Consider the following 24398-nt stretch of genomic DNA (forward strand, 5'->3'; position numbering starts at 1 on the left):
GTGGGGAGGCTAAGTTTCATAGATTTGGTTGATGCTTAAAAAATACTTATCACTAACAATGGGGGTAACTAACTTCATTTACGCAACCTGCGTAGGCACCAGCCCCATCTGAGCTTCTGCAAGCTCAATCGAAGGCTGGAAATTCGGCTCAAGGCTCGGCCTGATGTGCGAGCGATCATTGAGAAAAGTAATCAGCCGCTCGCGCAGCTCGTAATAACGCGGATCTTCCATGATCGCCTTGCGATCCCTCGGACGCTCGAATGGCACTTTCATGATGTCACCCAGCTCAGCCTCAGGACCATCGGTCATCATCAGCACCCGATCACTTAAGAAAATCGCTTCATCCACATCGTGTGTCACCATCAGCGTCGTGATGCGAAATTTTCGCCATAGATCCAACAACACCTGCTGCAACTCAAATCGAGTCAAAGCATCCAGCATCCCAAACGGCTCATCCAACAGCAACATCTTCGGCTGCAACGCAAACGCCCGCGCAATGCCCACCCGTTGACGCATCCCTTGCGAAAGCTCCGCCGGACGTTTGTGCATCGACTCACTCAGTCCCACCACGCTCAAATAATACTCCGCCACCTGACGCCGCTCACTTTTGCTGGCCGTGAAATAAACCTGATTCACTCCCAGCATCACATTCTCAAATGCCGTCATCCAAGGCAGCAAACAAGGCGACTGAAACACCACGCCGCGATCCGGCCCCGCCTCATCAGTTTCCCTGCCATCCAGAATGATGCCGCCCTTCGTCGCCTCACTTAACCCTGCCACAATCGACAGCACCGTGCTCTTCCCGCATCCGGAATGGCCTATCAAAGTCGCAAACTCTCCCTCCGCCAGTTTCGCGGAAAAATCTTTTACGATCACCGACTCACCACCGTCAGTCTTCGGATACGCCTTCCACAAACGGCTGACTTCCAACATGGGTTTTGCAAACGCATTCATAGTCATGGAACAAGCTCAATGGTTTCCTGTTTCTGTTCATTGCGCCGACGTGGCCCGCGATCACTAATCCACGGCCTGCTCCGCCTCATGCGCAGGTCTTCCGGTAAAATGTCTGGGAGCACCAGTTTCCTGCTGATGGACACCCGCTGCTTGGCTTTGGATTCCAAAAGCAAATTAATTAGTTCACTGCGCAAAGACTTAAACACCGGATCATGATTGACCGCCTTGCGATCCCTCGGGCGTTCAATTGGCACCAACAAACTTTTTCCCAAGGTGGCGGGCGAAGTCGGCAACAGTGGAATCACCCGATCCGCCAACAGCAACGCCTCATCCGGATCATTCGTGATCCAAATCACCGTCTTGCGTTCCCGCTGCCAGATACTGCTGATGTCATCCTGCAACGTGGCACGAGTTAGCGCATCCAAAGCACTCAACGGTTCATCCAGCAGCAACACTTTTGAGTCCATCGACAACGCCCTCGCCACTGAAACCCGCTGCCGCATCCCACCCGACAACTCACGCGGAAACTTGTCACCTGCATGACTCAGCTTCACCATCGCCACATGCTTGTCCACATGCGCCGCACGCTCTTCCTTCGACCACTGCGGATACAATTGATTCACCGCGAGAGCGATGTTTTCCTTTACCGTGAGCCAAGGCAACAGCGAGTAATTCTGAAACACCAGCGCCCGATCCGGCCCGGGCCCTGTCACCGGCTTGCCATCCAGCAGCACTTCACCTGTATCCGGCTTCGCCAGCCCAGAAATCAAATTCATCAAGGAAGTCTTGCCCGTCCCAGAGTATCCAATGATACAGACAAACTCACCCTCTTCGACCTCAATGTTGATGTCTTTCAACACCTCATGGTTAGCATACGATTTGGAAACATTTTTTAAAGAGATCATTGGATTTATGATTTAAAATTTATGATTGATGATTTAGAGGTTCCTTCATGACCTCCGAAGATTTAAAAAATAGAACAATGGACTTTGCTGTTAGGGTGTTAAAGCTGGTAGCTGCGCTGCCCAAAAACGTTGCTGGCAAGACGGTCGGCAATCAGCTCGCGAGAAGTGGAACGTCTGTGGCCGCGAACTACCGCGCGGCCTTGCGGGCAAAATCGACTCCTGACTTTATCAACAAAATCACAATCATTCTTGAAGAGGCTGATGAGAGCAGTTTCTGGATGGAGTTGACCGATCGCGCGGAATTGCTCCCGCCCGGAAAGATCACCGCCCTTCGCCAGGAAGCGGAAGAACTCGTCAAAATCTTTAACGCCACCCGCAGCACCTCGAAGAGAAAAGCAGCTTCCTCCACCAACTCCCGCAAGCGCCCCAACCAACAATCGTAAATCATCAATCATAAATAACCTCAGGCGGTTTTGAAACGGGATTCCACCACACTCATCAGGCGGTCAAGAGCATATCCAATCACCCCAATGGTCAGGATGCAGAGAATGATGTGCGCAAAACTGTTGGCGTTGTATTGCTGCCAGAGAAAGCCACCAATTCCCGGCATGCCCGTCAACATCTCCACTGCCACAATGACCAGCCACGCTATGCCAAGGCTCAGTCGGAAGCCCGTAAACATGTAAGGCAGCGTCGCCGGCACCAACACCTTCCACAAAGTCTGGAACCTCGACAACTTCAAGACCTTTGCCACATTAAGATAGTCCTGCGGAACCGCCCTCACCCCCACCGCCGTGTTCATCACCGTTGGCCACATGGCACAGATCGCGATGGTAAACAACGAGGCCGCATCCGAGGCACCGAAAGTTGTCTGACCATTGGCATCCACCACACGCAGTCCACTGAAAATCACCATGCCCAGCGGCAGCCATGCCAGCGGCGAGACCGGACGCAACACTTGAATCAACGGATCAAAAGCGACGGTGAACTTTTTCGACAGTCCCAGACAGAATCCCAGCGGAATTCCGACCAGTAACGCAAGACAATAACCCTGCGCCACCAACTTTAGAGACAACCAAGTAAATCGCAGAATGCCCTGATCGAGTTCACCGCGTTTGGCAAAAGGTTCTTTGATATACAACTCGCTCGCCTTCCAGGTTTCGCTTGGAGAAGGCAGGTCCGCCGACCAGCCTTCACGCGTGGTCACCTTCACGGTATCCCCCCAGTCATCCACCTTGGTCGTGGTCACTGACTTTCCGGCGATCATTGACCACAACAACAGACACACCAGCAGGGCGACCGTCGAAAGAAGCACGGCTTCAACTTTGTTTCTTTTTATCCAGTTCATATCAAGGGCAGGTTGGGAATTAAACTTCAGCTTTTGAGACTCTTGACCGCAAAGCTGGCGGCATAGGCTTCGAGATCCCCTTTTGGATCAAAACTCACTCCATCAAACAGGGTCTCAGCGTCCTCGTTGGCCCCGCCATGGGTGTAACCGATCTCCTTCATGGCCTCCTCATAAATGTCGCTGCGCATCACCTGCTTTGCGACCCCCGCATAGTCGGGTTCGCCCTCGACAAACCCCCAGCGACGCAGTTGCGTCAGCCACCAAGTCGCATACTTGGCCTGTGGGTAGTTGCAGTTACGCTGACTGAAAATCATGTAATTAGGATCGCGGAAGCGACGCCCATCCCCCATGTCATACTTCCCAACCAGCCGATTCAAGATCACCTCCGGCGGACAGTTGATGTAAGTGGCCGCACTTACCAGGTTCGCCTGTTCTTCGCGATTGCCAAGATCATCAAGCCACACGCTTGCTTCGTGCAACGCCTTCAACACCGCCTTCACCGTTTTGGGATTCTTCGCTGCGAACTCCTCAGTAAACGCACATACCTTCTCCGGATGATCTTTCCAAATCCCCTGGGTGTTGATCGAAGTAAACCCAATGTCATCCACAATCGCCCTCGCGTTCCAGGGTTCGCCCACACAGAATCCATCCATCTTGCCCACCTTCATGTTCGCCACCATTTGCGGCGGCGGCACCGTGATCAACGAAATGTCCGCACCACCGCCCATCGCATCCCCAGGATGAATGCCGCCCGCCGCCAGATAATATCGCATCCACATCGCATGCGTGCCCGGTGGGAAGGTCATGGCGAAAGTCATCGGCGTGCCCCGTGTTTTGGCTTCATCCACAAACGGCTTCAACGCCTTGGGATCATCTGCCACCTTGCCCATCAGCTCCTTCTTCAGCGTGATGGACTGGCCATTGCGGTTCAACAACCAGGGAATGATCATTGGTTTTTTCGGAGCACCTCCCAATCCCATCGTCGACGCAATCGGCATGCCGATCAACATGTGGGTCGCCTGCAGGTCCCCATTGGAGAGCGAATCACGAATCGCCGCCCAACTTGCGCCCTTGCTCACAGTGGACTGAATGCCGTATTTTTTAAACAAACCCTTCTCATGGGCGATCACGATGCTTGAGCAATCCGTCAGCGCGATCATGCCGAAATTCATGCTGGTGGTTTCCGGTGAGTCATCCGCATAAGCGCCTCCCACCCAGCCTTTCGGCAGCCCCGCCAGCAAAGTGCCGGCACCAATGGTCTTCGCCGTCTGGCGAATCATTTCACGTCGCGTAATGGATAACTTGTTCATGATCAGGTGGTTTGTAGTTTGCGTTTTTTTACAACTGGTTTGGTGGTCGCAGCCATGTCATCAATGGCGGCGTGGTAAAGGTCAGGGCGGTAACATTTCTTAACTTCGATGGCAGCCAACTCGCGCATGCCCGGCGGAATCAGCCCATGGGCCAAAAATTCATTCAACAACCACGCGCCCTTGCTATGTGTCGGCTGGTTCGCGCCATCCCGATGGAAAATATAAAAGGACTCCACGTCTTCTCTGGGCTTCACACCGTTATCAAATGGCCCCACCAACGCGGCCCTCAATATCTCGCGGCTGGCGCGCAGATAACCACTGCTCAAAATGATCTCTACGACCTGTTCGCGATTGCTGATCTTGTCGCAGAACACGCAGGATTCATAAAGCGCACGCAGCACCCCATCATGCTCAACCTTTCGCTCATCGGCAAAAGTCTCCGTAGTAACCAGCACCTTGTCGGGGTGACCAGGCATCAAGTCCTCACTAATGACCGGGCACCAACCCACACCCCGCGACACGGCGAGCGAATTCCACGGATCACTTACACAGAATCCATCAATCAGTCCGGCACTCAACGCCCCCACCATCTGTGTCGGCGGCAATACCACCAGACGCACATCCTTGTTAGGATCAATGCCGCCACTCATCAACCAGCGTCGCATCAGAAAGTTATGCGAAGACGTCTGCGCCACAATGCCAAGTGTGAACAAACGCTGCGGAGTGCTGCGGATCAACTTGGCAAACGAAGCCGCATCTCTGACGCCGCGACGCCACATGTCCATGCTCAGCGTGATGGCATTGCCATTCAAACTAAACACAAACGGGACGATCGCCGGACAACTGATCCCGTTTTGCTGCAACCGCAGCGGCAACCCCAGTCCTACGATCGAATGCGCCGCATCAAGCTGGCCATACAAGATCTTCTCACGCACCGTGGCCCAGCCTATTTCCAGACTCAGCTCCACCTCCACCCCCTGCTTCACAAACAATCCCAATGCATCCGCCACCAACAACGGCGCACAGTCCGTCAGCGCAATAAACCCGATGCGCACCGGCTTGTGCCGGCTGGCAGTCATTGGCTTGCGAAGCGTTGGTTTGCTCACTTTCATGCCCGCCATTCATCGCATTTACGTGACCATGCGCCTCCGCTGAATGATTAATAAAACCGCTTTGTTTTGCTGAATTCGATGAATATAATTCATACATGGATCACCTCCTCGACTCTCGCCAGCTGCGCGCCTTCACCGTTTTGGCCCGCGAAGGCAGTTTCACCCAAGCCGGGCGAGTTCTGCATCTCACCCAGTCCGCCATCAGTCATGCCATCAAAAGCCTGGAAGCCGAACTCGGCTGCCAGCTCTTCCATCGTCTCGGTCGACGCGCCCTTCCCACCCCCCACGGACGCGAACTGCTGCGCCACGCCGAGATGATCCAAAAACAAATGGGGCAGGCACGCATCAGTCTTGGCGCGCTCGACAAAAATCCGCGCGGCCACCTGCGCATCGGCTGCACCCCTTCCGCCTCGCAGTTCATTCTGCCCACCGTGCTGCGCGAATTCAAAGACTCCTTCCCATTATATAGTATCACCGTGGTTCCTGGCGAAACCCCCGACATCCTCACGGCTCTCGAAGCCGGCGGAGTCGATGTCGCCATCACGCTGAAACCCGTCGACACCACCCGCCTTAATGTCCGCCCGCTCTTTCAAGACGAACTCATGTTCCTCGTCAGCCCGCTCCACCCATGGGCCACGCAGCCTCCCAAGCAGGCCGACTTCGCCCAGCAAACCTTCATCCTTCTCAGCCGCAACAGCCTCACTTTTCAGTTGGTGAGCGACTACTTCATGAAGCTCAACATCAAACCCAAGTCGATCATCGAACTCGGCAATCCCGGCGGCATCACCGAGCTCGTCAAGGTCGGCGTCGGTGTCGCCATCGGTGCTCCATGGACCAATCGCGCCGAACTCGCTTCCGGCGAACTGGTCGCTGTGCCGTTGCTTCGCAGCCGCATCAAACGTCAATGGATCGCCACCTGCCTCAAGGACAAACCCATCACCCTCGTTGAACAGACCCTCATCGGCCTCTGCGAAGACGTCAGCATCAGTCTTGGGGCGGCGTGACTTCGACTTCGACCCCGGTCCCAACCCCAACTCCGTCTCCGTCTCCAACCCCGGCAGCCTCGGGAAGATAATTTCCTTCCACGCGCTCATCCTTGGTCACCTCATAGCCCGTCTCCGTCTTCACCAGAATCAGCTTGCGCCGCTCATACACTTTTTTGTAGGCCCAACCCGCCTGAATCTCCCAACTGGCCGATCCATTGATGCGCATGTCCGCCAGTTGAATCGTCACCGGCGCAAGCCCGCTGCGTGGATCAACCGTGCTGCGATCTGGATCATTCATCATCGTCAGCACCTCGCCACTGACAAAATTCAATTTTAGATCCGCCATTCGCCCCACAAAATTCATCTTCGTGCTGCTCAGGTGCGGACCCTTCACCACCGTGTAAACCTTCGGCACCCCGGGTGCCACATCCGGCAATGTCTTCAACAAGTGCCGCACCACCGCCTCACCTTCAGGACCTTCATAATCCTTCAAGGATAACTGATTGAACTCACGAGATTCACAAGCCGCCAGAGAAACAGCGGCCAGCACGATAAAATAACGGCGAAACATGCCAGCCATGTAGCACAGCCTCACCGTTTGCCAACGCGCCATCCCCACAGAACGCAAGAAAAGCATCGGCACACCCGGCTGCTTGCCAATCCGCCGGATTGTGCAAATATCCTTCGAAGTCCCGCAACTTTCCGCCCACCCGCGAGTTCATCACCATTGTCATGGACCCTTTCCCCAAAGACGATCCCCTCCACCAGCTCCTGGGCAAAACCCGGGCAGTGGAACCTCGCCCCAATTTTACCCAGAATGTAATGCGCACCGTGCGCAACACCCCCCAAGATCGTGGCTGGCGGGTCTCTTTGATGGCTCGACTGGAAAATTTCCCACGTCTCAAACTGGCTGCCACCACCGGAGCCATGGCCATTGCAGCCGCCGTCGCCCTCGCGCTGCTGGTTACCAATAACAGCCAGGAATCATCCACCAGTTCCCCGGGCATCATCATCGCCTCTGCTTCCGCTGAATCGGCCACCCTTCCGGTCGATTTGGTCGAAACAAGCACCCCGGACGAGTCCATCGTCGCCTCTGAACTTGACAGCATGGACCAACTCAGCGACCTGCTTGCCTCACAAGACACCACCAGCCTCACCGATGGCGAAATCGCCATGTTGCTTTATTAAATGCAAAAAATGTCATAAGCCTCGGCAAAAACGAGGCGCAAAACCTTGACATTTTACCTTAAAACCAGATAAATACGCAGCTTCGTGCCGTTTTTTCTACGGCAACGTCGAGTGTTTCTGGTTTTCGTCATGGATCGATTCACTATTTTAGTCCATGGCGTCCTTCCCTTGTTACCGTTAAAAATCAGATGAACCTCTACGTCAGTAATCTCTCTTACAACCTGACCGACACCGAATTGCGCGAAGCCTTCGAACGCTACGGTCTTGTGTCCCACGCCCGGATCATTCTTGATCGTGAAACCGGCCGCTCGCGTGGGTTTGCTTTTGTCGAAATGCCCAATGACGATGAAGCTCGTGCAGCCATCAACGGCTTGAATAACATCGATCTTGGCGAACGCCCTCTTAAAGTGGTTGAAGCCCGTCCACGCGAAGAGCGTCCCTACACTCCACGCCCAGCAGGCGGTGGTGGTCCTGGCGGCGGCGGTGGTGGTGGTTATAAAAGTGGCGGCGGCGGTGGCGGTGGCGGCTACAAAGGCGGCGGCGGTGGCGGTGGCGGCGGCTACAAAGGTGGTGGCGGCGGCGGTGGCTACAAAGGTGGCGGCGGCGGTGGTCGTGGCGACAAGCAGTCCTGGGATCGCGGCAAGCGCGACGGCGGCTTCGAAGGCGGCGGCGACTGGGATTGATTTCAATCTCGTCCGTTCCCCTAACGCGGCATCCAAATAATTTTTCAATCATGCGCGGGCGGCAACGCTCGCGCATTTTTTTGTTCGCTTCCGCTGCACTTCAATGGGAAGCGGACAAACAGCCTGCGGTTGCCGCTATTCACTCAAACAATAGAGATATTGATGCCCGCGGAGGAACAATTGATTCCCCACTGCGGCTGGAGATGCATCAAACCGGTCATCCAGCTTGTTGCTCGCCAGAACTTCCAACGTATCGTCTGGTTTGATCACCACCACCTCTCCACCGCGCCCGGTCAGATAAAGCCGACCAGCGGCCGCCACCGGAGAAGCATACACCCCCGTCAGACCCGGAACCCGTTCTGCGTCAATCTTCACCGCCCCGGTCTTCACGTCCAGTGAGGACAACATCCCGGTGTTGCCAGAGAAGAAATACAGCCGGTCCTCATACAAAACTGGCGAAGGCACATACGGCGTCCGCGCATCGTGCGACCACAAAACCGAATCCGTGCCGGTCAAATCTCCCTTGCCTCCGAGCTTGATCGCCAGCAGTGCATTTCCACGAAAACCACTCGCCGCATACAACACTCCGTCCTTCACCACCGGCGTGGGAATCACATTCAATGTCATGCCACCACACTCCCAAATCACATCGCCCGTTTCTACATCATAACTGCGAATCTTGTTGGTCGCGCTCACCACCGCCTGCCATTTGCCCTCATGCTGCACCGCCAGCGGTGTCGACCAGCTGGTGGGTTCGTCACGCTCCTTTCTCCAACGTTCCTTGCCCGTCACCTTGTCCAGCGCCACCACAAAATCCGCTCCCTCATGATCCCAATTGATCACCAAAACCTTCCCCACCAACGCCGGTGAACTGCCTTCACCAAAACTGTTCCGCGTCTGCATCTGCCCCAACTGCTTCGACCACAACAACGCCCCGTCCATGTCAAAACAATGCAGCCCGCGCGATCCAAAATACGCATACACCCGCTCACCATCCGTGATCGGCGAATGCGATGCAAATCCGTGATCATGATGATGCCCCTCATGCGGTTTTTCCTGCGTCACCACCTTCTGCCAGATCACCCCACCGGTCTTCCGATCCAGACACATCAGCACAAATTCATAAGGATGATCCGGTGCCTCCCCACGCATCCCCCCTCCACCACCCGGCCGACGTCGGCGACGCTCCCCATCTACCGGCGTCGCTGGAGCCGGAGCCTCAATCTCCACCGCCTGCGGAGTCGATGCCTTGTCACCCGCCTTTGCCGTCGACACCGCCGTCGTGATAAACACCTGGTTCCCCCAAATGATGGGCGTCGAACTGCCGTTGCCGGGAATCTTCACCTTCCACTGCACATTGTTCGATTCGCTCCACTCCAGCGGCGGACGACCATCGGCCGACACCCCATCCGCGGAAGGACCACGCCACTGCGGCCATGTCTCCGTTTCATCCGCCATGCTTATGCCTGAATTTGCCAACACCACGCAGGTCGAGACCATCAGCATCAAAAAGGGAAATCGCTTCATCATCGTGTCAAAGCCTAACATAGCCCCCTCCAACTTGACGACCCCCAATTTCAATCATTGTCACGTCGGCATCCTCACCCCCCTGCAAGCAGCATCGGCAATAGCCATTGCCTCCACCGACATCTCTGCCTACACTCATTCAACCTGCCCCGTATGAGAGCGATCTTGCTGCTATTCGCCATCGCTGCCCTTGGATTTGTCCTGTTCGAGGATCCGCCACTGGTTGCTCAAGTGAAAATTCACATCGAAGCCATCCGAAGACACGCTGTCGAAGTCGCCGCCGAACAAGCCGCAGAGATTTCCAAGAGAAACAATTCCAGCCAGGTCTATGCCGCGGTCGACATTATCGATTCCACCGGTGATGGCATCACATCCATCCCCAAAGGATCCCCCGTTCACATCATTTCCATGTCTGGCGATCAACTCACCATCACCAACGGTCGCAACATCATCACCACAACGCCCGACGCCATCACAAATATCGAACCTGCGATGGATCCAGCGCCACCCAATACCACCCCCTTGCCCAACCCCCAGTCGTCGCCACCTCCCCTTGTCGAACCCCCACCACCTCCGCCGCTCACCCCGGAGCAAGTTCAAATTCAGGCACGTGTCACCGCCATCGAACAGCAGATCAACGAACTCCAGCAAAAGATCGACGAATCACAAATGCGCGATCAGCTGGCACGTCAACGCGGCAGCAGTTCCGCTCACACCGCCCGAACCAGACGCTATGTCATCGAACTGGACCGGTTGATTGCCCAACGAACCAACCTGTTGCGCCAGTTACGCTAAATCCCACATCCGTTCCCTAACCTTTCATCACTTTCTCCATTCCCACGGCGGAATGGCTCCCCGCTGACTCCATAATCCAAGTCGCGCCAACCGCGCCTCGCGCTCCGCTGCCGCCAGCTTCGCGTCTTTGCTATATCGCACATAATGCCAGGCCATGCCGGTCGCCACCATTTCAAGATTCACATCCCGTCCGCGATAAACCACCCTCGCGAGCAAACGCCGGTATCGATCCCGTCCAGAGGGAACCAACGTCACGGTCTTCCCAAACACCGCTTCACTCAGCGCCTGTTTCGCCACCCGGCCAAAGTCCTGCCTCAACTCCGGCGCATCCACCCCTTCAAGCCTGACTTTGATCTCAACCTTCTCCGCAGCAAGAACCGTGATGCTGTCCCCATCATGAACCCCAACCACCCGTGCACGAATCGTCCCCTCCTCCGCAAAAAGGCATGGAACACAAAAAAGGAAGAGGGCCAGCCGGAGCAACACCTCCAACCGTCATACTTTAGCTCATCTTATCAATGTCAGTTTATTGTTTATTTCCACTTATCTACAAAGCCATGGGTTCAGCGCTTCATGCGACTCACTCCCTGAGACATAGCCCTGCCCCAGCGAGACAGTGACAGACCTCGCACAGAAACTTCAATGCCGTCTGCCATCTGGTGCTAAATTTTACCATTGCCCTAGCCCGTCGTCCGCAGACCGCTCGCGATCGCATTGATGCTCAGCAGCACCTCCGGCAACAACGCCGTCGCCCCCGCCTCATCTTCCGCCTTGTGCAAGGCCCTCCAGCGGCGCAGCAATCCAATCTGTTGATGATGCAACACCTTGAGTGCTTCCGCTCGCAACTCCAACGTCTTCCACATCCTCGGCCGTTTCGCCTCCAGCTCCCCGCCACGCAACTTCTCCAGCATCTTGCGCGTCAAATCATACTCCGCCAATACCATTCCAAACAACCGCTCACGCAATCCATCATCCTCCACCAAGTCAGCATAAGCCGTCATCAAATCACGATCCGTGCTCGCCAATGACGATTCCACGTTGGTGATCACATAATGCAGAAACGGCCATGACCTCAGCTCGTCCGAAAGCTGTGCAAACTCTTCCTCACTCAACGCCGCCAGCCCGCTCCCCGCGCCATACCATCCTGGCACATAAAACCGGCACTGGTTCCACGCAAACACCCACGGGATCGCCCGCAAATCCGCCAGACTCGCCTGGCCAGTCCGCCTCGAAGGACGCGACCCAATCCGGCTGTGCTCGAGCGCATCAATCGGCGTCGCCTGACGATAAAACGCCATAAAACCCTCCGCCTCCAACAGCTTCCGATAAGCCACGCGACTCGAATTCGCCAGCTTCTCCGCCAATGGCTCCAGCACATGCGGCGGCCTCTCGCCCCTCGCATGCAAACACGCCGTGCCTGTCACGCCAGCCAGCAACAACTCCAGGTTATACGCTGCCGTGGAACGATTCCCATACTTCTGCGCAATCGTCTCGCCCTGCTCCGTCACACGCGTGTCACCACACAATGAACCATGCGGCAACGCATCCAAAAAGCGGTGAGTCGGACCCGCGCCGCGGCTCACCGTGCCACCCCGACCATGGAAAAACTGCACCTCCACTCCGGCATCCTTGCCCGTCTTCGCCAGGGCCCGCTGCGCCTGATGCAACGCCCACTGACTCGCCAGAATCCCCGCATCCTTGTTGCTGTCGCTATAGCCCACCATCACCTGCTGGATCAAACGTCCCGGCTGACCCCGCTCCTCCGCATGAAACTCCAGACTCCGCCGCGTCAACGGTTGCTCCACAAACATCCTCAACATTTCCGGCCCGCCCGCCAAATCATCCGCCGTCTCAAACAACGGCACCACCGGCAGCAAACACAACATCCCCTCCGGCGTCCGGCGCATCAACCCCGCCTCACGCGCCAGCACATGCACCATCAACAAATCCGAAAGCCGACGCGTCATGCTCACGATCAACGCCCCCACTCCTTCCGAACCGAACTTCGCCATGTGTGCCGCCACCCCGCGATGACACGCCAGCACCGCATCCGCCTCGTTCCCCGCCGACGAACCCGGCGGCAAGAACGGCCGTGGTGACTTCAATTCTTTCTCCAAAAACCGCAACCGATCCTCCTCTTTCCACTCATCCCAGTCACTCCCATCCAATCCAGCCGCCGCCATCAACTGCACCAGCGCCTTGGTGTGAAACTCCGAATTCTGCCGCACATCCAGCGTCGCCATGTGGAAGCCAAACACTTCCAAAGCCCGCAACAGCGGATCCACATCCGCCTCCGCCAATCGCAACGCCCCCGTCTCACACAACGCCGAGCGCAACGCCTCAAGGTCCGCCTTCAACTCCGCCGCAAACACATAAACGCCCGTCCCCTCCCGCAACTCCGATAAATGCCCCGGCGCCACCTTCACCGGCAGCCTCGCCATCATGTATTCGACCACCTGCCGCCACGGCTCCTCCGCCTGCGTCACCGCTTCCGATCCCAACGCCGCCTCCAAACGATCCCGCAACTCCAACAATCCTACCGGCGGATTCTGCATCCACGTCGTCAACGTCAGCTTCTCCGCCAACGCACTCAATCCGCGATAATGCACCACCAGCGCATTCACCCGCAAACGCTCCAGCGACTCCAGCGTCACCTCCGCCGTCACGCCAGGATGTCCATCGCGATCCCCACCCACCCAGGTCCCAAAGCGCACCTTCGGCAAAACGCCCGACACCTTCAGCTTCTCCACGTCAAAACCCGATTCCTTCCAGGCCAGCATCAAACGCTCATCCAACTCCGGCAACACCGCCGGAAAAATCTCGCGGAAATAATGCAGCACATTGCGCCGCTCATCCCTCAAGGTCGGCTTCTCCAACAAAATCTCCCCCGTCCTCCACAACCTCTCCAGCGCCGCCTTCACTTCTTTACGAGTCCGCTGCGGCGACCTCGCATGATCCGACCGATTCTGCAACAACCTGAACAAAGTCCGGTGATGCTCCAGCACCGCCAGCCGCTTTGCTTCCGTCGGATGCGCCGTCAACACCGGCTCAATCCGCACCTTGGGCAGCATCGCGATCAACTGCTCCTCGGTCACCCCCTTCGTCTTCAATCGCTCCAGCTGATTCCCCCACAACCCGCGTTCCGCCGCCCCGCCCTCATGCTCCTCGCGTTGCTCCCGCACCCAAGCCGCCACATTCTCCTCCACCAAATTCAACAGCTGAAACGCCACCGCATAAGCCAGGTTCAGCTTGTCCGGCACCCCGTCTTCATCCAGGTCCTTCATCTTGCCCACCCAGGGAAGATGCTCGGCCAGTTCCCCCAGCCCCAATTCCCCCAGCACCTCCGCAAAGGACTCCATCAAAAACATCAAATCGTGATCGATACGGGCAAAACCAATCTCCAGATAATCAGGCGTCGGGGTAGCGGACATGAGAAAAAATCAAAGCAGAATCAAAAAATGAAAACACAAGTGGACCAACTTGTTCAGCAATCCCCGTGCCGACCCATCCATGCAAGCAAAAAGACAGCTGTCAAAAAACCATCTTCCACTTGCCACCCCAATCCCCTTCGACCATGAACCCCCCATCATGGCCGAAGCCACCCCACAAGTCATCATCTACACCGACGGCGGCTGCCACGGCAATCCCGGCGTCGGCGGATGGGCCGCAGTCCTCCTCAACGGCAAACACCGCAAGGAAATCCACGGGGGCGAACCCGCCACCACCAACAACCGCATGGAACTGCGCGCCGCCATCGAGTCCCTCAAGCTCCTCACCAAACCCTGCGCCGTCACCCTGCACACCGACTCCCAATACGTCCGCAACGGCATCACCAAGTGGCTCTTCGGCTGGAAACGCAACCAGTGGAAAACCGCCGCCAAACAACCCGTGAAAAATTCCGACCTCTGGCGCGCCCTCGACGACGCCGTCAGCCGTCACCAGGTCATCTGGCAATGGGTCAAAGGCCACGCCGGCAACCCCGAAAACGAGCGCTGCGACGAACTCGCCCAACTCGCCATGCAGACCATCAAGAGCCGCCACACCCGACAGGAACTCGCCTCTGCCCTCACCGCCTTCAAAGCCGCCAACGACACCTCCCCCTCCCTGCTCTAGCCATCACCTTCCCCCGGCATTGCATGATGGAGTGATGGAGTGATGGAGTGATGGAGTGATGGAGTGATGGAGTGATGGAGTGATGGAGTGATGGAGTGATGGAGTGATGGAGTGACGCAAGGAGCCCCCGTCCCAACGGGACGACTCATAGCAGCCCGGCACAGGGTGCCGGGTTTGGTTCCAGATGGATCACGCGTCCTGAAGGGACGCTTCATGCGGGTCGACGTGCCGCCCTATTCCCAGCGCATGACGCGTCCCCTCAGGACGCCCTTCAAACCTTCACGGACCCGGCACATCGTGCCGGGCTATGATGAATCGTCCCTCTGGGACGGCACATTGAACCCCTTTTTCCCTCATCCTTTCGCCTTTATCCTTTCCTTATCCCCCTATTACCTGCCCGATCACATGCCCATGCACATCCGTCAACCGTCTCTCCGCCCCGTTATTGTAAAACGTCACCTTCTCGTGATCCAACCCCAACAAATGCATCACCGTCGCGTAAAAATCATACGGCGTCGCCACGTCCACCACTGACTTCCGCCCAAACTCATCCGTGCTCCCATAACTCACCCCGCCCTTCACTCCGGCCCCCATCATCCATGCGGTAAACGCATCCGGATTGTGATCCCGCCCATCCGTGTTCGCCTGTTTCGTCGGCATCCGACCAAACTCCGTATTCCAGATCACCAGCACATCCTCCAGCATCCCCCGCTGCTTCAAATCCGTCAACAACGCCGCCGTCGGCTCATCAAAAATCGGACAATGCCTCTCATAATCCGCCTTCAAGGTCCGGTGCGCATCCCAATTCAACAACCCATCCACCCCCGACGCCCGCGAAGAACAATACAAACTCACATACCGAACGCCCTTCTCCAGCAATCGCCGCGACAACAAACAGTTCTTCGCATACGCCGCCTTCAGCGCATTGCCATCATCCACCCCATACAACTTGCGCACATGCGCCGGCTCGCGTGAAAGATCCGAAACCTCCGGCGCCGCCATCTGCATCCTTGCCGCCAGCTCATACGTGCTCATCCGCGCCCGCAATTCGCTCTCTCCCGGATGCATCTCCGCATGCCGCTCATTCATCCTCCCCAGAAATCCCCGCGTCGCCCGCTCCTCTGCCTCACTCACCGATCCCGGCCTCGCCAAATTCCTCAACGGCTGCTGCGCCGCCATCGCCACCGCCTGATGCTGCGCTGGCAAAAACCCATTCGACCAGTTCGCCTTACCGTTCGGCGGCTCCCCGCGCACATCCTGCACCGACACAAACGTCGGCAAATTGTCATTCAAACTCCCCAACGCATAACTCATCCACGACCCCGCACTCGGAAATCCCTCCCGTGTAAAACACGAGTTCATGAATACACACCCAGGCCCATGCGTGTTGGTCCGTGACGTCATCGAATGCACAAACGCCATGTCATCCACATGCCTCGCCATGTGCGGCAACAACGATGAAATCATCTTCCCGCTTTTGCCCGATGCCACAAAGTCCCAAGGCGGCCTCATCAACGGTCCGTTCTTCCCCTGAAAACTCACCTCCGCCGGACCCGGCATCGCCTCGCCACTCCGCTTAAAAAGCTCCGGTTTGTAATCCCACAAATCCACATGCGAAGCCGCCCCCGGACAGAAAATCTGCAACACCTGCTTCGCCTTCGGCCTGAACTGCGGCGCGCCCGGCACCCATCCCGACGAAGCCGAAGCCGCCGCCTGCAACTCCCGCCCCAGCAACTGCGCCAGCGCCACGCCGGTAAACCCCGTCGTCATCCGACCCATAAAATGGCGCCGACTAAAACTCAAAACGTCTTCATTCATCTTCTTCGTCATCGCGCTCATTCATTCCAGGTAAATCAGTTCGTTGGTGTTCAACAACGCCCGGCACAACGCCACCGCCCCGTGCTCCTGCCACAACTCCCGCGCCGCCGATATCTCATCATCGCGCGGCTCCCTCTGAAAACACACCGCAAACGCCCCGCGAATCTGACCCTCCACATCACCTCCATCATCACCCCCAAACTCCGCCTTCACCCGCTCCGCAAACGCCTTCGCCATGTCCATCGCAAACGAATGATTCATCATCACCAGCGCCTGCATCGGCGTCGTGGTGTTCGCCCGCTTAGGAGCCGCAAACGCCGTGTCGGGAAAATCAAACTCGCTCAACACATCCACCACCGACGCCCGCGCATTCTGATGATACACCGCCCGCCGATAAGTCTCCGGCCCCACCACCTCACGCGGCACATAAGTCGACACATTGTCATTCTTGTAATCATACAATCGAAACCCCGGTCCCCCCATTTTCACGTCCAGCCTCCCCGCCACCAGCAGCACCGTGTCCCGCACCTCTTCCGCCCCCAAACGACGCGGCGGAAACCGCCACAACAAACGCGACGCACTGTCCACCTTCGACGCCTTCTCGTCCCACTTCGCCGACTGCCGGTAAGTCCGCGACAACAGAATATCCCGATGCAGCCCCTTCAACTTCCACCCGTGATGCTGCAACCTCAGCGCCAGCCAGTCCAACAACTCCGGATGCGTCGGCAAGCTGCCAAGAAACCCAAAATCCCCCGGCGTGTCCACCAGCCCAATCCCAAAATGGTAATGCCAAACCCGATTCGCCAGCACCCTCGCCGTTAACGGATTCCCATCATCCACCATCCACTTCGCCAACGCCAGCCGACGCTCTCCCTCCTTTGCCTCCACCGGCAGCTCATATCCCTTCGTCACCGCATCCAGCACCGCCAGACTCGAAGGTTTCACCACCTCCCCCGGCTTGCTCACATCCCCACCCCGAAACACCACCGTTGGCTTGTCCGGTTGTGAAAACTTCCCTGCCCAGGCCACTGGCAATGGCGCCACCGCACTCAATTTCGACTGCACCTCCGCCAATTCCCCATCCAACTCACGCAACCTCTCCAACTCCTCCTTCGTCGACCCCAAACGCAAGGTCCGCGCCCGCGCCATCTCCTCATTCAACGCCTTCCGGTCCAACGAATCCGCCACCCGCTTCCACGTCTTCCCTTCATCCTCACTCACCTCCAATTCATACTCCACCACACTCGGACCCAACCCCGGCACCGGCTCATCCTTCCCCGCCAGCCGGTCATGCGAAAACGTCACCCGCTCAATCAATTCCGGCTTCGCAAACTTCACCACCAACACCGCTGGCGACCCAATGATCCACCGCACCCCATACTTCCCGTCGTTCACCCGCTGCACCCCATAAGCCCCATCAAAATCCTCCGCCACCCGACCCGCCGCGCCCTCCACCTTCCCGCCATTCGCCGCCAGCGCCACATTCCTCGAATCCTTGCCACTCGACCACACCTCAAACTCATCCACCCGACCATTCACTCCCGACGTCACCGTCGCCGAAGTCCCCAAAACCGTGAACCGCAACATCCCCGCCCGCACCGGCTCAAACTTCTCCTCCGTCAACTGCGCACTCGCCACCGGCCTCGTCGCCTCCACCTTCGGCAAAAGTTTCGCCCGCTCCACAATCGCCGTCTGCAACGCCAACTTCTCCTTGCCCAGCTCCCCCTTCCTGCCCTCCAGCGGCTTCGTCACCGCCTCAAATCGCCGCTTCTCCTCCGCCGTCGCCAAGGTCCGCGTCCCATGCTGCACCCCTTCAAACGCCGACTTGATCCGGTAATAATCCTCCGTCGGAATCGGATCAAACTTGTGGTGATGACACCGCGCACAATTCACCGTCAGCCCCAGAAAAGCCGACCCCGTCGCCGTCACCATGTCATCCAGCGTATCCGAGCGGATCACCGCCTGCGCCAGCGCATCCTGATTCCCCACATCATCATAAGGCCCGCTCGTCAAAAACGCCGTGCCGATCTCCACCTTCGGATCATCCTTCCCCACCACATCCCCTGCCAGATGCTCCACCATGAACTGGTTGAACGGCTTGTCCTCATTGATCGAACCAATCACATAATCACGAAACAACCACAGCTGATCATGGATCAAATTGCGCTCAAACCCCCGGCTCTCCCCAAAGCGCACCACATCCAGCCAATGCCGCCCCCAGCGCTCCCCATAATGCGGACTCGCCAGCAACCGATCCACCAACCGCACCACACTCCTCTCCTCATCCTTTGCAAACGCCGACTCAAACTCCCGCACCTCCTCCATCGTCGGCGGCAACCCCGTCACATCATAACTCATCCTGCGGATCAACTCCCTCGCCCCCGCCGCCCCGTTCATCGCCAATCCCTTCTCCCTCAGCCCCTTCTCAACCAACCCATCAATCACCCCGCTCCCCTCGACCACATTCCCCGCAACCTCCGTCACCGCCTTCAACGGCTGCAACGACCACCACGACTTGTCCGCCCTTTTCACCTCCCCCGCCACCCCCGTCCTCGGATCAGGCGCCCCCATCTCCACCCACGTCACAAAATCCGCAATCACCCGCTCCGGCAGTTTTTTCTTCGGCGGCATCTGCAAATCCGCCCCCTCCGCATGCGCCAGTGATCGAATCAACAAACTCGCCCCCGCATCCCCCGGCACCAGCGAAGCCTCCCCCGAATCCCCCCCACGTTCCCACCCTGCCTTCGTGTCCAAAAGCAAATTCCCCTTCACCTTCTTCGCCCCCGCACTGTGGCAGTCATAACAATACTCCACCAACACCGGCCGGATCTTCTCCTCAAAAAACACCACCCCCTCCGCATCAACACTCGCCTCCGCCGCCATGCCCATCCCCATCCCTCCCACAAGCAAGATCACCCCACACCCCACACCCCGAATCAAATCTGGAAAATATCCCTTCACAAAAGACAGAACGTCCCGCCACCCACCAATTTTACATTTAACGCCCCCACGCCTTTGCCAAAGGGACCGCGAAGTTTTACTTCGCCCACATCAGGAAAGGCCCTTATAGCGCGACCACTCATGCTAGCCCCAAACCCAGGATGCGGAGCTATTTAACAATTCCAGGCTCTAACGATCTTCAAGCTTATGGCGAACGCTTCGGATCAGGCGACGGCGAGGAGGTCGCGCCGATGAAACGGCAGATGCCATGCAATCCGTTACCTGTATCCGTATTGTTCGAGCATGATTCACCCGCGGTATCCTCTTCCAAGTGGGCGTGGCTCATAGTGCTGGCAATAGTGTGTCTCTTGAACGTATTCGGTCAAACGATCCCAGATGGCGAATATGCCAGCCTTCGTTTGAACTCGTCGATACTCATCAGCAACACCACGAAAGCAGGCCATGCAGCCAAAGCATCCGTGGCCGTAGGGACTGTAGTCGCTAAGGCCACATGTAATGCAGGCCTCTAGCATGAAACCATCGGGCAATTGAGTTGCGAGTGACAATAGCTCGTCCTCGAACCAGCCAGAATCGCCACGGGACATTATGGCGAATTCAGGCAGAGCGAGTCTGTTTCTGACAATCGCCGCATAAAGACCGCCGCGTGGCTCCCGATATCCGAGATTGATCTCGGCATGGATCTCAACCAGTCGAAATCCGTCTGCAGAAACCACGCGTGCCGGAATGGTGATGCTCAGTTCACAGCCGCACAGATAACCATGGCACAGTTCAAACAGGTCCGATGCCGTCGCAGGAGTCAAGCTTTCAAAATCTGTCCCCGAAAAATCAATGCCGCGAATCGTTGTCGAAAGTGCAGAGCCAGTGGTCTGAATTGCGATGCGCTCCTTCCCAAATTTATCCCTAAAAATAGCAGACATTAAGGCCATGGCGCTAGGTGCTTACTCGAACGTGTTTCGTGAGCGAAAAAGTTACTCTGCGCAGTATTTGACAAGCGAGTGAATCTTTATTTGTCCGCCCCTCGAAATTCACAAAGTTGCGATCAAAGCCTAATTAAAAAGCTCGGCTCAGCTGCTTTCGTCGCTTTATTCTGAATGTCTTGAAAGCGCTTCTGCTTTCATATACCCATAAATACGCAAATTGAAATTAAGGCGTTCGTCGACGTATGATGAACGTCCAAATACTGCTAAAAGGATACAAATAGCCACACTAAAGACCGACAGTCTAAACGCTGGGCGGTTACGATACCATGAGAAAGCCAGAACGACAAGCCCAATAGGAAAACCGACAAGCCCTATAAAAGCTACAGCACCGGAAAAATTGAATCTAGCCTCAATTTCTCTAAGTTCGAGAAAATGGTTCTCATGCCGGAATGCAGCGTTTTTTCCAAGGTAATACATCGCATTTATAGATTCTACAAATATGCTGCATTCGTCAATTCCTTTGATTCTGAATCTGTGGTCTCTATTTTTCGGATACAGCCTTGATGCATCCACAATGTGCTGAATGGATTCCCGCTGATATGGCAATAGAGAACCAATCTGCGGAAGTTGCAAAGTCTCTACGGCTATTGGAGATAGAGCCACCTCAATGAAATCGTCTTTAAACTTATGAACGGTTAATAAGCTTCGCAATCTGATTTGTTTGTCACTCTCGATGAAGAATGAAAAGATCCCCTTGAATGGTAGGTGACCGCGTCCCGATGCTACACGACGAGAGTAGTTTTCACACAAAATTCCTGTTACTAATACTATAGATAAAAATAGCGATCCTCGAATAAGTGGAAACCCCTCATCCATCCTAGCTAATTTTTGTATTGGCCATTCAGGATCGCGGAGTAATGCTGCAACCCATACGATAACAAGGAATATTGCCAAGCCGCCAACAGCTAGTGTTTGCCCTAAAGTTTTCAGTTCAAGGTCCATTCTTTACTCAATTTGATTGTCTGTCACTAGTAATTCAGGCCGCTCATTGGGCTTTGTGTCTTTCATCACGACAAGGAAATATTTCCGAGTCCGAGCGGAATGACTCTCCAAGAGTGAAACCGTCGATTCTTTCGAGAGGCCCTCGCCAGAACTCTACAGAATCCTCGGGCGGCGGATCCCAATCTCCAGAGGGGCCAGAGAACGAGGCGTTGGCAAGATGTAGGAACTGCGGATGAATGCGCTCAAGGCTGCTTGGACTAACGTCCAATGCAATTGCCATCTCTAGCGTTGCCCCCTCGTGAGCTTCATGAATAATGTTTAGAAGCGGGCGCTCCTGTGAAAGAAATATCCCACGCGAAACAACTACACCGCTAATGAACATGCCGCCCACGGTAATCATCAGTCGGAGCCCCAAAGGCGGCCTGCCGTCAGCGTGCCTGGCTTCAACAATATTGATGAGTGTCTCAAGGATCGGATCCGTAGGCATAAATTTATGCAATTGATTTATATTTGTCCGTCCCTAGATTTTCGAGTCCAGCATTCAACTGTGTTGTCCAACGTCGAAGGACACGGCACTCCAGACGGTAGGCGAGGCTTCGACTTCGGGTTGATGTTGGAGCGATCATGAAGGCTCGCACTGGGGATGGGTCATGCGCTCGGGGCGAAATCGCTTCCGGTTGATTGGTTGCGAGCGAGCTTCATGACTACAAACCACATAAATGAAGCAACCAAGGAAGCAATCACTCCAAGTCCAAATCCAATCCAGCGCTCACGCCAGATGCTAGCGCTAGCACGATCCTCTTGAATCTGAAATACGGCTTCAACTACCCTCTTGTCGCTCTCCACAAGTGGCTTCAGCCTATCCCGTTCAGTTTCAAGCTTTGAAATGGTGTCTTGAGTCGCATTCAGGGTTCTTTTCTGGCCGTCGATAAACGAAAGCAGTTGGGTCACATTAGTCTCCATCTCATTCAGACGGTCAACCTGATCCTTATAGCTTGCATTCTCCAATCGGGCAGTTTGTCTCACTTCCTTTTGATGTGCGTCAACCTTAATACCTACGACCACCAAAATCGCAATTGCGGTTAGTGTAGCCGCAGAGGTAACCAAAGGGGTTTTCCTGAAATGCCTTACCCATTCCGTTGCTAGAGCCTCGGTGATAATCTGTGTGCTTCTGCCGATCATATGGGTGAATTTTTCAGGCGAACTCGCTATTCGTAATACATCCGGTTCTTGCCACTATCGTTATCCAGCGATTTCGTCGCCAATCAACGAGTTTTTCAATCTAGCCATGTTCGCTTGCATGTCTATGCGCATCTTCGCTACCCATTCTCTCGGTCTACTCGCCAATGGCGGCATCTCCAACCGCAGAATATGACACCTCATAATTGCAGTCATCTGTCTGCGTGCGACTCTTTAATCGTGCCACCCCCCTTTTTACGCACCCTCCGCAAGGGCTTGCGGACCCATCGCAAGCCCTTGCGGCCCCATCAACTCCTTCGCGACCCCGGCGAGACCGCTCTCGCCGCCACCGCAAGCGCTCTCAGTGCCACCGAGAGTCCTTGCGCTCCCACCGCGAGGAATCGCGGTCCCACCGACCCCTTCTCGACGGCAGCGCCGCTCCTCTCGACGCCATCGCAAGGCCTCTCGCTGGCGCCGCAAACCCTCTGCCACCCTCCACAATCTCTTTCCCGCACCCCATAAACCCTCTCGCCAGCTCCACCGCCTCTCTCCATGCCAGCCCCAATCCTCTCACCCCGAAACTCGCATATCCCAGCGGTATTAGTTGCACTAATTTATGCATGCAAAAAAATTCACCTCGAAGGTTGACGCGCTATTCAACTAGTGGTCAAAATCCCCTCCATTGATCGAGCAAACACGCTCTTCAACATCCAACGTCCAAATCCCTAACTAACTAAAAAAATTATGGCCTCCAGCCCCGTCCCCCAAGCCGATACCCAGCTTCTCCCCTGGCTGCAAAACTTCACCCTCAAACTGACCACCCACGCCGGCGTTCTTGGCTTCGACACCGGCGCGGTCACCAAGGCACAGGAAGATTGTCAGGCGCTCATCTACCTCATCAACACCTACATCCCGCTCCTCAAAAACGGCCTTGAAGAAGCCTATGGCTACAAAGACATGATCAAAAATGGCAGCGGCAGCACCCTCAGCGCTCTTCCCAGCGCCACCGCCATCCCCGCCGCCCCGACGATGCCCTTGCCAGGAGCCCTGCCCCGCTTGCGCAAACTCGTCCAGACCATCAAAAACCATCCTTCCTACACCACCGCCATTGGTCAGGATCTCAACATCATCGTCACCGGCGACAGCGCCGTCTCCATCGCCTCCATTGAGGCCCCCACCCTCGTCCTGCAAAAATCCACGGTCGGCTCCGTCACCTGGCGTTGGAACAAAGACGGCTGGACCGGCATCCTCGTGCAATCCCGCAAACCCGGCGAAGTCGCCTGGACCCAGCTCGGCCAGGACTTGTTTAGCCCCTACGTCGACACCCGCCCCCTCACCACCCCTGACATCCCCGAAGTTCGCGAATACCGCGCCTGCTACCTCGACAAAGAACAACCCACCCAGCAATGGAGCGACGTGCTCATCATCACCGTCCAACCCTGACCACCGACCTTTTCAAACCCTGAGATCGGCATGGAGTTCACCACCCCATGCCGATTTTTCTATTTAACGCCCCGCGCTCTTTATCGCACTTTCACCCGCCAACTCTGCCCCTCCCCGAATTCTATTTATTCGTCCCTTAATGTCTGGTAAGAGA

Annotated in this window: 25 protein-coding genes; 9 read left to right on the forward strand and 16 right to left on the reverse strand. The window is 56.2% G+C overall.

Going from position 1 to position 24398, the window contains the following annotated elements; all coding sequences use genetic code 11:
• Window positions 1–78 precede the first annotated feature (78 nt).
• Together FEM03_RS13375 and FEM03_RS13380 are read right to left on the reverse strand one after the other, a co-directional pair.
• Window positions 79–954, reverse strand: a complete 876-nt coding sequence (locus FEM03_RS13375) for an ABC transporter ATP-binding protein (protein WP_240772780.1) — start codon at window positions 952–954, stop codon at window positions 79–81.
• Window positions 955–956: 2 nt separating this feature from the next.
• Entirely contained in the window at window positions 957–1859 is a 903-nt protein-coding gene (locus FEM03_RS13380; RefSeq protein ID WP_138086780.1) for an ABC transporter ATP-binding protein, read from the reverse strand.
• A 47-nt stretch (window positions 1860–1906) separates the two neighbouring features.
• Here FEM03_RS13380 and FEM03_RS13385 point away from each other — a divergent pair, with 47 nt between their 5' ends.
• Window positions 1907–2302, forward strand: a complete 396-nt coding sequence (locus tag FEM03_RS13385) for a four helix bundle protein (RefSeq protein WP_138086781.1) — start codon at window positions 1907–1909, stop codon at window positions 2300–2302.
• Window positions 2303–2322: 20 nt separating this feature from the next.
• On the opposite strand, the gene ntrB is transcribed toward FEM03_RS13385, so the two are convergent.
• Genes ntrB through FEM03_RS13400 form a run of 3 tightly spaced genes read right to left on the reverse strand, consistent with a single transcriptional unit; the run spans window position 2323 to window position 5596 of the window.
• Window positions 2323–3207: a nitrate ABC transporter permease gene (ntrB, locus tag FEM03_RS13390; protein ID WP_138086782.1), complete on the reverse strand. Its 885-nt coding sequence runs from the start codon at window positions 3205–3207 to the stop codon at window positions 2323–2325.
• 26 nt (window positions 3208–3233) lie between these two features.
• Window positions 3234–4517 carry a CmpA/NrtA family ABC transporter substrate-binding protein gene (locus FEM03_RS13395; RefSeq protein ID WP_138086783.1) on the reverse strand — a complete coding sequence of 428 codons (1284 nt, stop codon included), beginning with the start codon at window positions 4515–4517 and terminating at the stop codon, window positions 3234–3236.
• A 2-nt stretch (window positions 4518–4519) separates the two neighbouring features.
• Window positions 4520–5596, reverse strand: coding sequence for a CmpA/NrtA family ABC transporter substrate-binding protein (locus tag FEM03_RS13400; RefSeq protein ID WP_166442843.1), 1077 nt, complete (start codon window positions 5594–5596; stop codon window positions 4520–4522).
• Window positions 5597–5724: 128 nt separating this feature from the next.
• Between FEM03_RS13400 and FEM03_RS13405 the strand changes: the two genes are divergently transcribed.
• Window positions 5725–6633 (forward strand): LysR family transcriptional regulator, encoded by a 909-nt coding sequence (locus FEM03_RS13405; RefSeq protein WP_138086785.1) that lies wholly within the window; start codon window positions 5725–5727, stop codon window positions 6631–6633.
• Here FEM03_RS13405 and FEM03_RS13410 read toward each other — a convergent pair.
• Window positions 6614–7228 (reverse strand): hypothetical protein, encoded by a 615-nt coding sequence (locus FEM03_RS13410; RefSeq protein WP_138086786.1) that lies wholly within the window; start codon window positions 7226–7228, stop codon window positions 6614–6616. The genes FEM03_RS13405 and FEM03_RS13410 overlap by 20 nt on opposite strands.
• Before the next feature lie 119 nt (window positions 7229–7347).
• Here FEM03_RS13410 and FEM03_RS13415 point away from each other — a divergent pair, with 119 nt between their 5' ends.
• Together FEM03_RS13415 and FEM03_RS25595 are read left to right on the forward strand one after the other, a co-directional pair.
• On the forward strand, window positions 7348–7803 hold the full coding sequence (locus tag FEM03_RS13415) for a hypothetical protein (RefSeq protein WP_138086787.1): 456 nt from the start codon (window positions 7348–7350) through the stop codon (window positions 7801–7803).
• A 188-nt stretch (window positions 7804–7991) separates the two neighbouring features.
• A complete protein-coding gene (locus tag FEM03_RS25595) occupies window positions 7992–8486 on the forward strand; it encodes an RNA recognition motif domain-containing protein (protein WP_138086788.1) in 495 nt (164 codons plus the stop codon).
• A gap of 135 nt (window positions 8487–8621) precedes the next feature.
• Here the strand turns inward: FEM03_RS25595 and FEM03_RS13425 are convergent, their stop codons facing one another.
• The gene (locus FEM03_RS13425) at window positions 8622–9944 is read right to left on the reverse strand and encodes a PQQ-binding-like beta-propeller repeat protein (protein ID WP_206170996.1); all 1323 of its coding nucleotides are present in this window, start codon (window positions 9942–9944) and stop codon (window positions 8622–8624) included.
• Between FEM03_RS13425 and FEM03_RS24435 the strand changes: the two genes are divergently transcribed.
• Complete coding sequence (locus FEM03_RS24435; RefSeq protein WP_206170997.1) at window positions 9943–10170, forward strand: hypothetical protein; 228 nt, start codon at window positions 9943–9945, stop codon at window positions 10168–10170. The genes FEM03_RS13425 and FEM03_RS24435 overlap by 2 nt on opposite strands.
• Before the next feature lie 14 nt (window positions 10171–10184).
• On the opposite strand, the gene FEM03_RS13430 is transcribed toward FEM03_RS24435, so the two are convergent.
• A complete protein-coding gene (locus FEM03_RS13430; RefSeq protein ID WP_138086790.1) occupies window positions 10185–10436 on the reverse strand; it encodes a hypothetical protein in 252 nt (83 codons plus the stop codon).
• Between FEM03_RS13430 and FEM03_RS13435 the strand changes: the two genes are divergently transcribed.
• Window positions 10422–10808, forward strand: coding sequence for a hypothetical protein (locus tag FEM03_RS13435; protein ID WP_138086791.1), 387 nt, complete (start codon window positions 10422–10424; stop codon window positions 10806–10808). The two genes, FEM03_RS13430 and FEM03_RS13435, sit on opposite strands and share 15 nt — an antisense overlap.
• A gap of 27 nt (window positions 10809–10835) precedes the next feature.
• Here FEM03_RS13435 and FEM03_RS13440 read toward each other — a convergent pair whose 3' ends face one another.
• Both FEM03_RS13440 and FEM03_RS13445 read right to left on the reverse strand, forming a co-directional pair.
• Window positions 10836–11294 carry a thermonuclease family protein gene (locus tag FEM03_RS13440; protein WP_240772784.1) on the reverse strand — a complete coding sequence of 153 codons (459 nt, stop codon included), beginning with the start codon at window positions 11292–11294 and terminating at the stop codon, window positions 10836–10838.
• 194 nt (window positions 11295–11488) lie between these two features.
• Window positions 11489–14239, reverse strand: coding sequence for a phosphoenolpyruvate carboxylase (locus tag FEM03_RS13445; protein WP_138086792.1), 2751 nt, complete (start codon window positions 14237–14239; stop codon window positions 11489–11491).
• Between the two features lie 157 nt (window positions 14240–14396).
• Between FEM03_RS13445 and rnhA the strand changes: the two genes are divergently transcribed.
• Window positions 14397–14921: a ribonuclease HI gene (gene rnhA, locus FEM03_RS13450; protein WP_138086793.1), complete on the forward strand. Its 525-nt coding sequence runs from the start codon at window positions 14397–14399 to the stop codon at window positions 14919–14921.
• A gap of 378 nt (window positions 14922–15299) precedes the next feature.
• Here rnhA and FEM03_RS13455 read toward each other — a convergent pair whose 3' ends face one another.
• From FEM03_RS13455 to FEM03_RS13480, 6 genes are all read right to left on the reverse strand, one after another.
• Window positions 15300–16760: a DUF1501 domain-containing protein gene (locus FEM03_RS13455; protein ID WP_240772781.1), complete on the reverse strand. Its 1461-nt coding sequence runs from the start codon at window positions 16758–16760 to the stop codon at window positions 15300–15302.
• Window positions 16761–19700 (reverse strand): PSD1 and planctomycete cytochrome C domain-containing protein, encoded by a 2940-nt coding sequence (locus FEM03_RS13460; RefSeq protein WP_138086794.1) that lies wholly within the window; start codon window positions 19698–19700, stop codon window positions 16761–16763.
• A gap of 287 nt (window positions 19701–19987) precedes the next feature.
• Window positions 19988–20617 carry a DUF6304 family protein gene (locus tag FEM03_RS13465; RefSeq protein WP_166442844.1) on the reverse strand — a complete coding sequence of 210 codons (630 nt, stop codon included), beginning with the start codon at window positions 20615–20617 and terminating at the stop codon, window positions 19988–19990.
• A gap of 165 nt (window positions 20618–20782) precedes the next feature.
• A complete protein-coding gene (locus FEM03_RS13470) occupies window positions 20783–21622 on the reverse strand; it encodes a hypothetical protein (protein WP_138086796.1) in 840 nt (279 codons plus the stop codon).
• Window positions 21623–21665: 43 nt separating this feature from the next.
• Window positions 21666–22109, reverse strand: coding sequence for a hypothetical protein (locus FEM03_RS13475; protein ID WP_138086797.1), 444 nt, complete (start codon window positions 22107–22109; stop codon window positions 21666–21668).
• 161 nt (window positions 22110–22270) lie between these two features.
• Window positions 22271–22804 carry a hypothetical protein gene (locus FEM03_RS13480; protein WP_138086798.1) on the reverse strand — a complete coding sequence of 178 codons (534 nt, stop codon included), beginning with the start codon at window positions 22802–22804 and terminating at the stop codon, window positions 22271–22273.
• Between the two features lie 237 nt (window positions 22805–23041).
• On the opposite strand from FEM03_RS13480, the gene FEM03_RS13485 reads away from it, so the two are divergent.
• Window positions 23042–23323 (forward strand): hypothetical protein, encoded by a 282-nt coding sequence (locus FEM03_RS13485; protein ID WP_138086799.1) that lies wholly within the window; start codon window positions 23042–23044, stop codon window positions 23321–23323.
• A 222-nt stretch (window positions 23324–23545) separates the two neighbouring features.
• A complete protein-coding gene (locus FEM03_RS13490) occupies window positions 23546–24244 on the forward strand; it encodes a hypothetical protein (protein ID WP_138086800.1) in 699 nt (232 codons plus the stop codon).
• Window positions 24245–24398: the final 154 nt, after the last annotated feature.

It is taken from the genome of Phragmitibacter flavus, from assembly GCF_005780165.1.
In the GTDB taxonomy this organism is placed as follows: Bacteria; Verrucomicrobiota; Verrucomicrobiia; order Verrucomicrobiales; family Verrucomicrobiaceae; genus Phragmitibacter; species Phragmitibacter flavus.